Source organism: Ruminococcus sp. YE282, assembly GCA_900101355.1.
Classification (GTDB): domain Bacteria; phylum Bacillota; class Clostridia; order Oscillospirales; family Acutalibacteraceae; genus Ruminococcoides; species Ruminococcoides bromii_A.
The window spans coordinates 1-12,334 of sequence record FMUV01000010.1; the positions used below are offsets into that span (position 1 = coordinate 1).

The following is a 12,334-nucleotide window of genomic DNA, read 5'->3' on the forward strand; positions in this document are numbered from 1 at the left end:
AAGCTCTCCCATCTGTGTTTTTATCGTCTTTTTTGAGTAGCCGTTTCTGTAATTTTTCGACTTATTGCTACACTCATCATTCGACGTTCTTTCGCTTTTCTCGTAGCCGAGCTCATCTGCAAGCTCACATTCCATAACCTCCTGAAGAATGTCCTTGAACATATTTTTCATTGCTGTCATAACTTCATCTGTTGAGGTGAATTTCTGACTTCTTACAAATTCTCTCATCATTTCTGCCGGTACTTTTTCCATTAAAAAAACTTCCTTTCAAGCTTTAATTTTTCTGTTTCCATTATTGCTTGAAAGGAAGTCTATTATTCACTTTTACACAAACTTTTCGGCGGTCTCGCAGAAAACAAAGATAAGCTATTTTCGTATATCAGCATAATACTGTTCAAACTTAATCTCTCCTGCAATAGCCTTGTCCCTCAAACTTGACGCAAACCGTGACCATTTCTCAAATTCGGAAATGGTCATTTTCTTTTTCATATAGCGTGCGTAGTGTGCTTTGTATGCTCTGTTGTAGGTCTGCCAAATGGGATCGTTTTTGCACTTGTCGTCATAGTGCCGTCTTGAGCCGACATCTCGACAGGTTTTATCAGGCTCGTCCTTTAATGGATTATCGCAGTAGCTAAAATACTTGCCGCCACGAATCAAAAAGAAATTGCCACAGTGCTTGCACTTGTTAGGAATATAGTTATTCCTGATTCCGTTGAAAAAGTCATAGAATAGGAACGACTGCAAATCCGAAAATAAAATTTGCTCACAGAGTATCGGCTTTTTGTTTTCGTCTTTCAGCACCTTATATCCAAAGGACTTCATCTGACAGTTTATCTTGTCAAAATTCTTTGAATTGTTTTTATTAAAGTCAGAAAAATATTCTGCAACTTCGTGTTCATTTGGAAATGTTCCTTTTCTGTGCAGATAGTTTTCTACGAACGGACGGAAAATTTTTTGAATAGAAATATATGATTTGAGAAAACTAATGTATTGACTAAAGATTATTTCTATAATTTTGTTCAGTTGATTAAGCTCCTCAAGTAAATCAATGTCATAATTGTTCCAGTCCGATTCAATTTTCGGCTTAAAATAATGCAGATGAAAATGCGAATGTCCGTTCTCGTCAATCTCTCCATTGCCATATTTGTTTACGGTATTCCAATCTATATTGTCATAATCATCATCTAATCCATCCTCGAAAAAGATGCCGAATCCATTAAGTAAATCGGATAATGTTATAAGAGGAAACTTAAGAATTTTATTATAGGGAGGAAATCTGTGTAACCACTTGTTTATCATATCAAAGTAATATTGAGCGTCCTGTACATACTTATCATATTTTTCTATGTTGTCATAGCTCATATCTTCCTTTAACTTAATCTTTTCTTGCAGGGAGCAAAGTTGATAAAGTAAATTAAGTTCTTCAATTTTATTCAAGTAATTTGTGTTGAGATATTTTGTTATAATTTCATTTGAACTGAACCTATACTTCTCCTGAATATATACTTCGTTGTTCCAGAAATAAGCGTAAAAATCCATAAGATAAAACCTCCGAAAATAGATAATACGAAACGAGAATAGAGAATGTAGTTTAATTATAAGACGTCTATTGTGTTTTTGCAACAGTTCTGCTAAAATGTTTATTAGACAATTCAGAATTAGAATTCAACTTCTATTTTATCTGTCAATTTAATTCGGAGGTCAAAATGAAAGAATCAAATTATAAATCATATGATGAGTTACCGTTGTTTCTGAATGCGAATATAGTTTCAAAGGTGCTGGGAATCTCATCATCAAGCGGATATGAGTTGATGCACACAGACGGATTTCCAGTTCTGAAAATTGGTTCAAGGCTTGTCGTGCCGAAAGAAAAGTTCCGTGAATGGGTAGAGCAGAATACAGGAGGAAGTATTTGAAATATAATTCTATAAATAATGCAAAACATTACTTTACTCTGCCGAATGAAATATTTTGTCTTGGCTTATCCTCGGGAGAAATTGCTGTGTACTGTTATCTTTTGCGGTGTGAGAACAGGAAAACATATCAGTGCTATCCAAGCTACCGAACAATTGGAAAAGCTTTGAAAATGAGTCAGAATACTGTAAGAAAATATGTTCAAAGCCTTGAAGATAAACATTTAATCTCGACCGAGAGAACAGAGGTAATTACAAAAGACGGGCGAAAACGCAACGGTACATTGCTATATACTATTCGTCCGATTGCAGAAGCTATTGATTACTTTCACAGTGAGCAGTTGTGGAGAAACGCATAATTTCAAGGAAATTATGAAAAGCAGGTTAAAGTGGGGCGTCTCCCCACGGGGTCACATCAGACGGCAGAGCCGACTGTTATGGGGTTTTACAGTATGTCAAAAATCAGAATTTGAGGTGCCTATCAAAAATGAGCGAAAATAAAAAGAAATATGCCTATTGGATGAAACCTTCAATGGTTGAAGAAATTACAGAAATGCTTGATACAGCAAATGCGACTTCAAAAAGTGATTTTGTCTGTCAGGCTGTTCAGTTTTACATCGGTTATCTTCATCAGCAAAAGTGCATTAATTATCTTTCACCAATCCTTGCACAAACCATAAAAAGTGAAATTGAAAGCGTGGAAAAGAATGTTTCTGAAATGCTGTTCAAGTTGGCTGTGGAACAGGCAAAGCTGAGTAATATTGTTGCAGCAACAAATCAGATTGATAATCATTCGTTGTCAGCACTTAATAATCTCTGTGCAGAAGAAGTCGCAAGGAACAACGGTATCATAACTTTTGAAGATGCGTACAGATTCCAACGTGGTTAATCTATGGCGAAGATTATTTTTACAAGCCGATATATGAAAAATCCTGCATCTTCAAATGCAGGCAAACTAATAAAATATATGGGCACTCGTGATGGTGTTGAAAAACTGCCAAACGGTATCGATAACTCTCCTGCTACCAAGAAACAAAATGATTTAATCTGTACTGCACTTAAAACTGTTCCGGAGTCCTGGGATTATCCTGAAATGAAATCCTATCTTAAAAATAAGACAAAGGCTAATGCAACAGAATTCCTCAACGAATTTCTTGAACGAAACGCTGACAGGATAGACGGTGTTAAAAAGCTAGTGAACTATTATGCAGAAAGACCCGGTGTTGAGAAAATCGGTAAGCACGGATTGTTTTCTCAAACTGATGACAAGATAAATCTTGATGATGTTGCTGACGAAGTTTCAAGTCACAACGGAATTGTGTGGACTCATGTCATTAGCCTTAAAAGAGAAGATGCCGAAAGACTTGGCTACAACAATGCAAATGCTTGGAAAAATTTAGTCAGAAGAAATGCTCTTGAGATTGCAAAAGCACACAAGATAGAGCCGAGCGATTTGCAGTGGTACGGAGCATTTCATAACACAATACATCATCCTCACATACATCTGCTTGTTTATTCAAAGTCAGGACAAGGCTATCTAACCAATAAAGGCATAGAAAGTATGCGAAGTACATTCGGCAATGATATATTCAGAAATGAACAGTACAAGCTGTTTGAAATGCAGACAGAAATCCGTGATGAACTTAAAAATGAGGCAAGGAATGTTATTGATGATTTAGTTGCAAAAATTGATTCTGATGTTTATGTTTCAGATAAAATAGTTGATCTGTTTAAAAAACTTGCTGAACAGCTCAAAAGTTACAACGGCAGGTTGATGTACGGATATCTTCCTAAATCAATCAAAGAAACCGTCAACAATATAGTTGCCGAACTTGCAAGGGATAAAAATCTTACGAATCTTTATTCGAAGTGGAATGAAATCAACAGGGAAAAACTGTCGCTGTATTACGATAAAGAAAAACCTGATATACCTCTTGAAGATAACAAAGAATTCAGAAGTATCAAGAACTATATTTTGAAGTTGGTTAATCTGATTTCACAGACAACTACGACAAAGGAAATTTATAAATCAAGTGTTGAGCAATCTGTTTCAGGAATACTCCTTGCTCTTTCAAAATTGATTGCAAACAGTTGCAAGCGTAAACGAGCAAAATTATTAGGTCAGGTTGACAGCAAACTTAAATCTAAGCTTGAAAAGAAAAAGATTGCTCACGGACTTAGAACCGACAGAACGGTTAATCAGAATGAAATCGAAAATGACGAGGAGCAGGGATTTACAATGTCAATGTAACCTCTCTGTTGAGCCGTGTGTCGCCCGTGTTCGATTTTGTTGCTTTCAGCAGTAAAGTAATCGGAAACAACAAATAAAACCAGTGTGGGCGATTTTTGAGAGTTTCAAATTTGGTCTGGATATTGAGATGAATTTATGGTATGTTTTTGTACTTGAAAAGGAGCTGATATTATGTCAATAAGAAAATTACTTACAAACGGCAACGCTTTCAAAAGGACGGACAACCGCTGGGGCGGTGTTGTTTGGTATATGAATGAGCAAGGCGAACGGAAAAGGAAAAGCTTTTCGGGTACGACTAAAGCAGAGGTCAACAAGAAAATTACAGAATATATTACTGCGTTTAACGACTCAATAATTGAGTCGCAAGAAACAAAGAAAAGGCTGAAAGACAGTATGCAGAACTGGCTTGAGGTGTTTAAGTTTCCGTCTGTTGAACGGACTACTTATGACAGATACGAATGTACAGCGAAAAATCAAATCTATCCGTATATCGGTGACAAGGTAGTTGGAGATATTAAGTCAGCGGACATTAAAAAATTGCTCAACGATAAAATGAATGAGGGCTATGCCTACACTACGGTTAAGAAAGTGCATAATGTGCTGAATGAGTATTTTAGGTATCTCACTCAACAAGAGTACATTGACAGAAATCCTATGATAAGCGCTCCGATGATAAAGAAAAGCAACTTTCTTGCGGCGCAGGACAAAGAAAATCTTCCGACGAGCGAAACCATAACGGTGTTCACGCCGGAAGAGATTAAAATATTCAAAGATGAAGCGTTTAGCACATTTTCAAACGGCAAAAGAAAATATCAGCAAGCCGCAGCATATATTCTTATGCTGAATACCGGTTTGAGAACAGGCGAGGTGCTCGGACTTCTCAACAGCGACATTGACATTGAAAATCGTGTAATGCACCTTAACAGAGGAGTAAAGGAAATATCAAAGCGTGACGGAGTAACAGCAGAAAAAGGACGAGAGGTTAAGGTCGGCAAGCTGAAAAGTGCCACAAGCAAGAGAGATGTTCCGCTGAACGATACTGCAATCGAAATGATACTTGACCTGAGAAAAGAATTCTACTTCGGAGAAGATTCGCCGCTCATACCCGATGAAAACGGCAACTTCACCAGACCGGTAAATTTCCGTAAGAGATATTACAGAATCCTCAAAGCCGCAGGCATAGAAACCAAAGGCTTGCACTCGCTCCGCCACACCTTTGCTACTAACCTTGTAAACGGAATAAAGCAACCTGACGGTTCAATCAAATCATTAACCCCAAGACAGGTTGCAGATTTGCTCGGTCACACCACATCAGAGATTACAGAGATGTATTATGTAAAAAGAGATTTAACAAAGCTGAATGGCATAACGGATGGGTTTAATTGTGAGGTGAGTTAACAACTACATAGTTTAAGTTATAAGGAGAATCGATAGGAATCAATATCTGTTAATTTTGATAGGTGTGTATAAAATTCCTTTGCTTTTTTTATTGATAAATTGTAATCTTCTTTGATTGGAATTGGTATTTCAAAATATGAATTCCAAGCATCAAGCTTTAACTCAGGCTGACTAGCGGTTTGTGCAAGATAATAAATTTGTTTTCTGCATAACTCGCTTCTTAATGAATACCATAGCAGTAATCCTTGTTCCTCGTTATCAGGAATAATAACAAGAAAGCCTGAGGTACAAATTGCATTATCAAATTCTGGTGGAACTAAAACAACAGTGCCTCTTGAACTGTTGTTTAATGCAAGAAGAATATCACCTGTATGTACTTGATATTCTCCTCTGGTGGGTAAATCTTCAAATCTTCCTTTAATATACTTCGTAATTAACCCATATTGAGTTACATCTCCAATTTCAATGTATTTAAAATCTTTGTCACTTTTTCTTAAACACATTTTTTCTTCACTATTTAGTTTTTTTCTCCTTTTTAATGAGGAACCTTTTATTATATCAATTTTACCGCTTTGCTTTGCAAACATCATGGCTTTGTAAGCATTATGGAGATCGGGACAATAAAAAAATGAATCAAATCTTTCGGTTGTTAATTCATCCCCAGAAATTAACCAGTATTGTTGTGGACATTCAAGATTTTCTGATTTATCATAATTATCTCTAGTAGTCATAGACAAATAACCAGTCCTTTGCCATTCAAGATAGGCAATTAGTATTTCAGTAAGATTATTCCGAAATGGTGTATCCCTTAATGAATTATCATGACCAATATTATTTGATATTGACATAAATATATTGCATTGCTTCTCAGAAGCTGAATGCTTTTTTCGTAGATGGATAATTGAAGTCTTTATATTTGCTTTGGCTTTAAAAAATGCATTAAAGGGCAAAGAGTGTACACCTAGTATAATAAATTTATCAATAATCCATTTTCTTATTTCTTCAAATGTTTTACCGTTTATTACTGTGTCATCTAACACAATCAGTAATTCTCCATCATCTTTCAATAATTCATAGTATCTATTTAAAAACAAAACGCTAGATTTTGCAGTAGATGATTTCTTAGTTAGTTCGTGTTGTTTTAAAATGCGTTTTTCATCTTCATTTGAAGATGAATAATTCATACTAAACGGGGGATTACTTAATATCAAATCAAAGGTATTGTTTTTAATTTTTGTTTTGAATTCTGATACTTCTTCTTTTTTTTCAGATGTCATATCTTTAGTTTCTAAGGGGTTTATGTCAAGTCCATCTCCGTGAAAAATATGGGAACCGCCATCACCGTGCAGATACATATTAATTCTCGCAATTCTAGCTACCCGTTCATTCGCTTCAATTCCATATAAACATTCCTCGCATATTTGTTTGTGAATTACTTTTCTTTCATCGCTAGTAAGACGAGTGTCATTACGCAATCTGCCAGTTAAATATGCCATTACCTCTATTAAAAAACCAGCTGTTCCACAACAAGCATCCAATACTTTTGGAGGCTTTTTTATATCCACATTTCTTAAGGCAATTCGTGTCATGAAATCAACTACCGATCTTGGAGTGAAAAATTGTCCTAAATCTTTACCACGTATTGAAGCCGCTAAAAACACCTCAAACATCCGTCCATTTAAATCTTCATCAATCGAACTTAGATTTACTGATTGAAATTTTTTTATTAATTCATAGCAGGTTGAGGCAGATAGTTTTAGTGTTTCATCTTTTTCAAAGATTCTTTTTTTGTTCCGATTGATTATTGCATCTTCTAGTTCTGTGTGAAGATTTTTAAATAGAATATCTCGAACTGGGTGCGAACTAGTATTGCTTTGAGCTTTTAGCCATGCTTCAGTTAATGGTATTTCATAACTTTCGGTATCTGCAGGCAAGGCTTCTCTTTTTTTATCTTCTTGGATTTTTATAAAGATAAATTTGCAAAATTCAAAAAAAGCATCAGCTGGAGCTAATTTTTCCTTTTTCCATACTTAAGTTATGAGATTCCGCAAATAAATCATTTAGTTTTTTAGGAGTAAGAGATTCAAAAGGTATTTTTGTTTTTGTCTTGTTTTCAATTGCGCCATACTTTATGTAGGTTCTTAATGTAACATAAGGAGGCGTGCCACTAGCAAAGTCAGAAAGTTGCAACGTTACAATAGGTGTTTCACTATCATGAGGAAATAAACCTGTAAAGTGACCATTAGATATCAAAAGCCATTTGATTTTTTGAGAGTCTAATTTTTTATCACGATTGTAACTTAATGCGTAACTAGCTGTTTGTCCCCAAGCGTCCAAAATATTAATGGACGGGTCTTTAGCTTCCACCACCACTTTGGCATTTTTATTTGCGTTCAAAAGCAAAAAGTCTACTTCTTTCATCGAAGTTTTTCTTCCATCATAAATTTTTAATGATTTGACATGTTTTTTCGGTAAAATGCAATCAGATGGATAACCTAAATCATTAAACAAAGGAGCGAGTAGCCTTGTTTCAACTTCAGCTTCTGAAGTGATATTTGAAGAATCTAAATTAAATAATGTACTATATGACATTTTATTACCTCCATTGATTATTATATTATCATAAAGTTATTCATTTCACAAGGCTGTTTTTTGTAATTTTTTTAAGTTGATGCTATTTTGATGATGTAGCAGACGGAATCGTTGAAATTATTAGCGCCGGTTGAACATTTTGATGCCTGAAATGAGCGTCAAAACGGGAAAATCAGACCGTGCTCCCATCATAAAATTGTATCAAAAAACGGCTTAAACGCAGTGTTTAAGCCGTTTTCGCTTGGCAGGGGCAGAAGGACTTGAACCCTCGGCACGCGGTTTTGGAGACCGCTGCTCTACCAACTGAGCTATACCCCTATATTTTATTCAATTGTTAATAATTCAAACAACATTATGTATTATACTATAAATCTGTTCGTTTGTCAATAATTTTAAAGCTGCAAAACAAAAAAATTGTCTAGAGTAGGCTGAAAAATGATACAGTAATATACAGTAAATAGAAAAGAACATAGCGAAAAAGGCATAATTAAGTTTATTCACTACAAAAATCCTAAGATTCGCTATGTTCCGTAAAGGTTATTAAGAAATAGTTTCAAACGCCTAACATTAATTAAAATATTATTAAGGCTAATAATATCAAAATAAAAATTCAAAGTGTTTTTCGCTATGTGTACAAAGAAAATTTACAGCCAAAGCTGTTGTAAAAACGAAAATATATTTTTGTTTTACATATTACCCACTGCGCTGTTAAAAATATTCGCAGCCGTATTCATCATTTGTTCAACTTTTTGTTCTCCGCATTTATTCGATATACATTTCAATGCTTGGGTAAAAACTTCAGGTGTGTTATGCGTCATTGAATGTGTATCAGAACCGATTATGTCAATTAAACCTTCATTGATGAATTTAAGCAGCTTTCTTTTTCTGAAAAATGCAGCCTTATCGGCATAATTACTTATGTTTGTCTGAATGATTACGCCAATATCCTTAAGTTCACGAATAATTTCAGGTTCGTGAATTAAATTTTCATATCTTTCAACATGAGTCAAAACAGGTATGAGACTATAATTATCCATTAGTTTATAAAACTTTTCAAGCGTGTGGTCGGAAAAGCTTGATGAATAAGCATATTCTGTTAGGATATATTTTGATTTACCATATGTAATACCTGACAAATCATCATTAGTAAACAGATATTTTGTTACATAAACCTCGGTACCGAGAACAAGATTTATTCCCTCAGGCTTATGTGGCAAAAACTTTTCATATGCTTCCTGCCTGCTTTTTACAAAATCCGACACGCTCATTTCATTTGTATAGAAATGAGGCGTAAGACAAATGTTAGTGACATTTTGATTCTTAAGACAATTAAGAAGTGTCAAGCTTTCATCAATACTTTTTGCGCCGTCATCAAATTCCGGCAAAATGTGCGAGTGCATATCATAAAGTTGCATTTTATACCTCAATCAGAGTGCCTTGCAAACAAGGTCGCCCATTTCTTCACAGCTAACCTTTGTCAGACCTTCTTCGTAAATATCAGGAGTACGGTGAGTTTCAAGCACCTTGGAAACAGCTGCTTCAATAGCGTCAGCAGCCTTGTTCTGATTAAGTGAATAACGAAGCATCATTGCAACAGAAAGAATTGTAGCAAGAGGATTTGCAATGCCCAATCCTGCAATATCCGGAGCAGAACCGTGAATAGGCTCATAAAGTCCGAGTTTGCCCTCTGAAAGACTTGCAGAAGCAAGCATTCCTATTGAACCGGCAATCATAGATGCCTCATCAGAAAGAATATCGCCAAAAATATTTGAAGTCACAATAACGTCAAACTGCTTTGGGTTGCGGACAAGCTGCATAGCGCAGTTGTCAACATACATATGATTAAGCTCAACCTCAGGATAGTCCTTTGAAACCTCAATAACAGTCTTTCTCCAAAGACGTGAAGATTCAAGCACATTTGCCTTGTCTACGCTTGTGAGCTTCTTGTTTCTCTTCATAGCCATATCAAATGCCACTCTTGCTATACGCTCAATTTCGGGAACGGAATACATTTCTGTATCCCAAGCGGCAGGTTCACCGTCAACAAGCTTTGTGCCTCTTTCTCCAAAATAGATACCGCCTGTAAGTTCACGTACAATCAAAACGTTCATATTGTCGCCGATAATCTCATCCTTTATAGGAGAAGCGCTTTTAAGCGGTCCGAAAATTACAGACGGACGAAGATTTGCAAAAAGTCCGAGTGCTCCGCGAATACCGAGAAGTCCTGCCTCAGGGCGATTGTTACCGGGCTGATTGTCCCACTTTGGACCGCCGACTGCTCCCAAAATTACGCTGTCGGAAGCCTTGCATTTATCAATTGTTTCCTGAGGAAGCGGAACTCCTGTTGCATCAATTGCGCAACCGCCGAGAAGAGCCTCGTCGTATTCAACAGTAAAGTCAAATTTTTCTGCAGCCTTATCAAGTACCTTAACAGCCTGATTTACAATTTCAGGACCTATTCCGTCGCCCTTAAGCAATGTTATTTTATAATCTGCCATATTTATATATACTCCTTTAAAATTAAATATACTATGTTTAAAACCCGAGCATTGCCCTGATTTACTTGTAAACTTTGCGGCAAAATGTTAGCTTCTTAAATTTCAAGTAGACATTATACTTTTGAACCCCTGAATATCCCATCTTAAAGATAAGAGACATTTGCTATCATATTATATCAGTCATCCGACCTATCATAGGGCAGCTTTGAGAATACCTCGCAAACCTTGTCCCTTTGCCATAAAAGCGGAGTTATGCGAATTGAATACCCACAACCGTTCTCCATTGCCCACTCAAACGGCTTTGCCTGCGGAAGTCCGTAAACTGCAAGCAAAGTCATTATTACTCCGCCGTGTGTAACAATTGCAGCCTCGGTTGTTCCTGTCTTCATAAGCCCCTCAATTATGCTGTCAAACATATTGCAAATACGTCTTACAAAGTCTGCGTTGCTTTCTCCTCTTGGAGGTTTAACGGAATTATCTCCGGCAAGCCATTTTTCAAAGTCGGGATTACTTTTAAGTTCATCCGCAGTTTTTCCCTCCCATTCGCCAAAGTTACATTCAGACAGAGCGTCAATAACCAACGGCTTAAGTTCAGGGAAAAGTATTTTACAGGTCTGCGTGCAACGCTTTAAAGGGCTTGTAAAAACAACCTTTGGCTGGGGATAGAAATACTCGGAATTTAATTTTCTGAGCATAGTTTTTCCTTTGTCGGACAAAGCCGCATCGGTTGTTCCGATATATTTTCCCGACAGGGTTTCGTCAATTGAGCCGTGTCGGATAAAATGAATTATATATGACTGCATAAAAACTCCAATTAATTATTTACAATACGTAATAATCGTGTTATACTAATCGTTATATTGATTTAGCAATTAATTATGTAATTATACATATACAATTGCCGAAAATCTAAATAACCTATAATATTATACTATTATTGAATTTGAGGTGTCAAGGTTTGAATAAAGATTTTCCAAGAATTATTACTTTTTTGCGCAAAGAACGCGGACTAAGCCAAAAGCAGGTTGCCGCAGACCTTGGAATTTCACAGGCGTTGCTTTCGCATTACGAAAAGGGAATCCGAGAATGCGGTCTTGATTTTTTGGTAAGGGCGGCGGAATATTTTGAAGTTTCGTGCGACTACCTTCTCGGCAGGACGGTACAGCGCAGGCTTGCCGCGGTTACAGCCGATGATATTCCGGAAAGCGATGAAATACGTCACATAAAGGGCAATATGATAAACCAGATAAACAAAAAACTTTTGATGAACACTACAACGGTGATTTTTGACCTTTTGGCTCAAATTGGTGACAAGCGTCTTACAAATGCAGTAAGCAACTATCTGATGAGTGCCGAGTATCAAATTTTTCGGACAATATACTGCTCTGAAGAAAACAATACCCAGTCTATGTTTTCAATAACCAAAAACAGATATAAGGCTCTTACATCAGCATCAATGATGCTCGACCTTGAAATTATAGACTCTGTTATTGAACGAAACACTTTGTCGCTCAGTTTGTCTCCCGACATTATCTCAACATATTTTAAGGGCGGAGCGGCGTCGCTTTTTAACCTTATTCAGCTTTCCGAAAGGAACATCAAAGGAATTGCGCAGCACAAGAATTTGGCTTAAAAGGTTGATTTATCACTGATTTGATGATAAAATTATTTTAAATTATCAA

The 12,334-nt window shown here is 36.2% G+C and carries 13 protein-coding genes and 1 tRNA gene; 6 read left to right on the forward strand and 8 right to left on the reverse strand.

The features are described from left to right. Together BLP46_RS04820 and BLP46_RS04825 are read right to left on the reverse strand one after the other, a co-directional pair. Positions 1-252, reverse strand: a 252-nt coding sequence (locus BLP46_RS04820) for a transposase (protein ID WP_207645211.1), incomplete at its 3' end; no start/stop codon positions are given. A 114-nt stretch (positions 253-366) separates the two neighbouring features. After that, positions 367-1,539, reverse strand: coding sequence for a DUF6076 domain-containing protein (locus BLP46_RS04825; protein ID WP_092976474.1), 1,173 nt, complete (start codon positions 1,537-1,539; stop codon positions 367-369). A gap of 167 nt (positions 1,540-1,706) precedes the next feature. On the opposite strand from BLP46_RS04825, the gene BLP46_RS04830 reads away from it, so the two are divergent. From BLP46_RS04830 to BLP46_RS04850, 5 genes are all read left to right on the forward strand, one after another. Next, the gene (locus BLP46_RS04830) at positions 1,707-1,916 is read left to right on the forward strand and encodes a helix-turn-helix domain-containing protein (protein WP_092976477.1); all 210 of its coding nucleotides are present in this window, start codon (positions 1,707-1,709) and stop codon (positions 1,914-1,916) included. Continuing rightward, positions 1,913-2,272, forward strand: coding sequence for a helix-turn-helix domain-containing protein (locus BLP46_RS04835; protein WP_318259472.1), 360 nt, complete (start codon positions 1,913-1,915; stop codon positions 2,270-2,272). Before BLP46_RS04830 ends, BLP46_RS04835 begins: the two co-directional genes overlap by 4 nt. Before the next feature lie 128 nt (positions 2,273-2,400). Then, positions 2,401-2,802: a hypothetical protein gene (locus BLP46_RS04840; RefSeq protein WP_092976483.1), complete on the forward strand. Its 402-nt coding sequence runs from the start codon at positions 2,401-2,403 to the stop codon at positions 2,800-2,802. 3 nt (positions 2,803-2,805) lie between these two features. Next, the gene (gene mobP3 / locus BLP46_RS04845; RefSeq protein WP_092976486.1) at positions 2,806-4,164 is read left to right on the forward strand and encodes a MobP3 family relaxase; all 1,359 of its coding nucleotides are present in this window, start codon (positions 2,806-2,808) and stop codon (positions 4,162-4,164) included. Between the two features lie 171 nt (positions 4,165-4,335). Next, positions 4,336-5,562 carry a tyrosine-type recombinase/integrase gene (locus BLP46_RS04850; RefSeq protein WP_092976489.1) on the forward strand — a complete coding sequence of 409 codons (1,227 nt, stop codon included), beginning with the start codon at positions 4,336-4,338 and terminating at the stop codon, positions 5,560-5,562. Positions 5,563-5,579: 17 nt separating this feature from the next. Here the strand turns inward: BLP46_RS04850 and BLP46_RS04855 are convergent, their stop codons facing one another. The 6 genes from BLP46_RS04855 to BLP46_RS04880 all read right to left on the reverse strand — a co-directional run bounded on the left by BLP46_RS04855 (position 5,580) and on the right by BLP46_RS04880 (position 11,455). Continuing rightward, the gene (locus BLP46_RS04855; RefSeq protein WP_092976493.1) at positions 5,580-7,496 is read right to left on the reverse strand and encodes an N-6 DNA methylase; all 1,917 of its coding nucleotides are present in this window, start codon (positions 7,494-7,496) and stop codon (positions 5,580-5,582) included. A 64-nt stretch (positions 7,497-7,560) separates the two neighbouring features. Next, positions 7,561-8,154 carry a type I restriction enzyme HsdR N-terminal domain-containing protein gene (locus tag BLP46_RS04860; RefSeq protein WP_092976496.1) on the reverse strand — a complete coding sequence of 198 codons (594 nt, stop codon included), beginning with the start codon at positions 8,152-8,154 and terminating at the stop codon, positions 7,561-7,563. A 242-nt stretch (positions 8,155-8,396) separates the two neighbouring features. Next, positions 8,397-8,472, reverse strand: a tRNA-Trp gene (locus tag BLP46_RS04865). Between the two features lie 368 nt (positions 8,473-8,840). Continuing rightward, entirely contained in the window at positions 8,841-9,569 is a 729-nt protein-coding gene (locus BLP46_RS04870) for a CpsB/CapC family capsule biosynthesis tyrosine phosphatase (protein ID WP_092976499.1), read from the reverse strand. Positions 9,570-9,581: 12 nt separating this feature from the next. Continuing rightward, positions 9,582-10,652: a 3-isopropylmalate dehydrogenase gene (gene leuB / locus BLP46_RS04875; protein ID WP_092976502.1), complete on the reverse strand. Its 1,071-nt coding sequence runs from the start codon at positions 10,650-10,652 to the stop codon at positions 9,582-9,584. 176 nt (positions 10,653-10,828) lie between these two features. After that, complete coding sequence (locus BLP46_RS04880; protein WP_092976505.1) at positions 10,829-11,455, reverse strand: histidine phosphatase family protein; 627 nt, start codon at positions 11,453-11,455, stop codon at positions 10,829-10,831. A gap of 155 nt (positions 11,456-11,610) precedes the next feature. Between BLP46_RS04880 and BLP46_RS04885 the strand changes: the two genes are divergently transcribed. After that, positions 11,611-12,285, forward strand: a complete 675-nt coding sequence (locus BLP46_RS04885) for a helix-turn-helix domain-containing protein (RefSeq protein ID WP_167669179.1) — start codon at positions 11,611-11,613, stop codon at positions 12,283-12,285. Positions 12,286-12,334 lie beyond the last annotated feature (49 nt).

Bases quoted from the DNA above. Each gene is read 5' to 3' on its own strand.
- BLP46_RS04825 (WP_092976474.1), bottom strand. From the start codon at position 1,539: ATGGATTTTTACGCTTATTTCTGGAACAACGAAGTATATATTCAGGAG.
- BLP46_RS04830 (WP_092976477.1), top strand. From the start codon at position 1,707: ATGAAAGAATCAAATTATAAATCATATGATGAGTTACCGTTGTTTCTG.
- BLP46_RS04840 (WP_092976483.1), top strand. From the start codon at position 2,401: ATGAGCGAAAATAAAAAGAAATATGCCTATTGGATGAAACCTTCAATG.
- mobP3 (WP_092976486.1), top strand. From the start codon at position 2,806: ATGGCGAAGATTATTTTTACAAGCCGATATATGAAAAATCCTGCATCT.
- BLP46_RS04850 (WP_092976489.1), top strand. From the start codon at position 4,336: ATGTCAATAAGAAAATTACTTACAAACGGCAACGCTTTCAAAAGGACG.
- BLP46_RS04860 (WP_092976496.1), bottom strand. From the start codon at position 8,154: ATGTCATATAGTACATTATTTAATTTAGATTCTTCAAATATCACTTCA.
- BLP46_RS04870 (WP_092976499.1), bottom strand. From the start codon at position 9,569: ATGCAACTTTATGATATGCACTCGCACATTTTGCCGGAATTTGATGAC.
- leuB (WP_092976502.1), bottom strand. From the start codon at position 10,652: ATGGCAGATTATAAAATAACATTGCTTAAGGGCGACGGAATAGGTCCT.
- BLP46_RS04880 (WP_092976505.1), bottom strand. From the start codon at position 11,455: ATGCAGTCATATATAATTCATTTTATCCGACACGGCTCAATTGACGAA.